The 783-nt window shown below is 70.1% G+C and carries 2 protein-coding genes; both read right to left on the reverse strand.

Features of this window, described 5'->3' with window-relative positions; translation table 11 throughout:
* Positions 1-219: 219 nt before the first annotated feature.
* Entirely contained in the window at positions 220-456 is a 237-nt protein-coding gene (locus ADL25_RS12420) for a hypothetical protein (protein ID WP_059127755.1), read from the reverse strand.
* Positions 457-561: 105 nt separating this feature from the next.
* The coding region (locus ADL25_RS12425; protein ID WP_159044917.1) for a hypothetical protein at positions 562-783 on the reverse strand (222 nt) is incomplete at its 5' end.

The following is a 783-nucleotide window of genomic DNA, read 5'->3' on the forward strand; positions in this document are numbered from 1 at the left end:
CATCGCCAGCGTCCACAAACTCAGCCCCACCGACCGCCGGCACGTCGCCGTACTCGTCGAATCCCTGCTCCGCGCCGACGAATCCTGAACCCCCTCCCCCCTTCCAAGCTTCCTCTTTTCCCTCTCCTGCTCCCCCGCCGATGCGCGAGCCCTCGGGCCGGGGGGAGCAGGCCCTGAGACGGGATCCAGGGGCGGGTGACGGCTTGCGAACGGCCAGGGTCAGGGCCGCCGGGTCGCGGCCGTGGTGATCCAGTCGATGACGGCCTGCACGGTGGGATAGTCCAGCTGCGCCAACCGGACGACCGCCTGCACGGCAGGCGGGTCCATCGGCACACACCCCGCGTCCAGCGCGCAGTACAGCAGGACCTGGTGGGCCTGAGTCGCCGACAGGGGTCCGCCGTGATTCATCTCGGTCCGAAGTGTGGGGGCGATGGGCAAGGGTGGAGTGATGTCCATGTCTCTTCGTCATAGTTGGATCGAATGTGACGGATCGAAGAACGAAGGGGCGGGTCGGAGGCGGCCCAATCGTGGCCGAGGGCGAGGCCTGGCCGGGGGTGGTGGTCAGGGTTGGCGGGTGAGGCGTTCGAGGGTGTCGAGGAGTGCCTGGCCGTGGTGGTCTGCTCCCGGCCGGGCGTGGTGGGCGAGTTCGCTGCGTAGGGTGTGCCAGAACGCCTCGGTCAGGGCGTGCTCGTACCAGTCGCCGACCGTCCCGGAGCCGGGCGCGCGGCGCAGGGTGTGGGCGCGGGCGGTGAAGGAGCAGCCGGCGAGTTCACCGGCCGTGTC

Source organism: Streptomyces sp. NRRL F-5122 (assembly GCF_001507435.1).
Lineage (GTDB): Bacteria > Actinomycetota > Actinomycetes > Streptomycetales > Streptomycetaceae > Streptomyces > Streptomyces lannensis.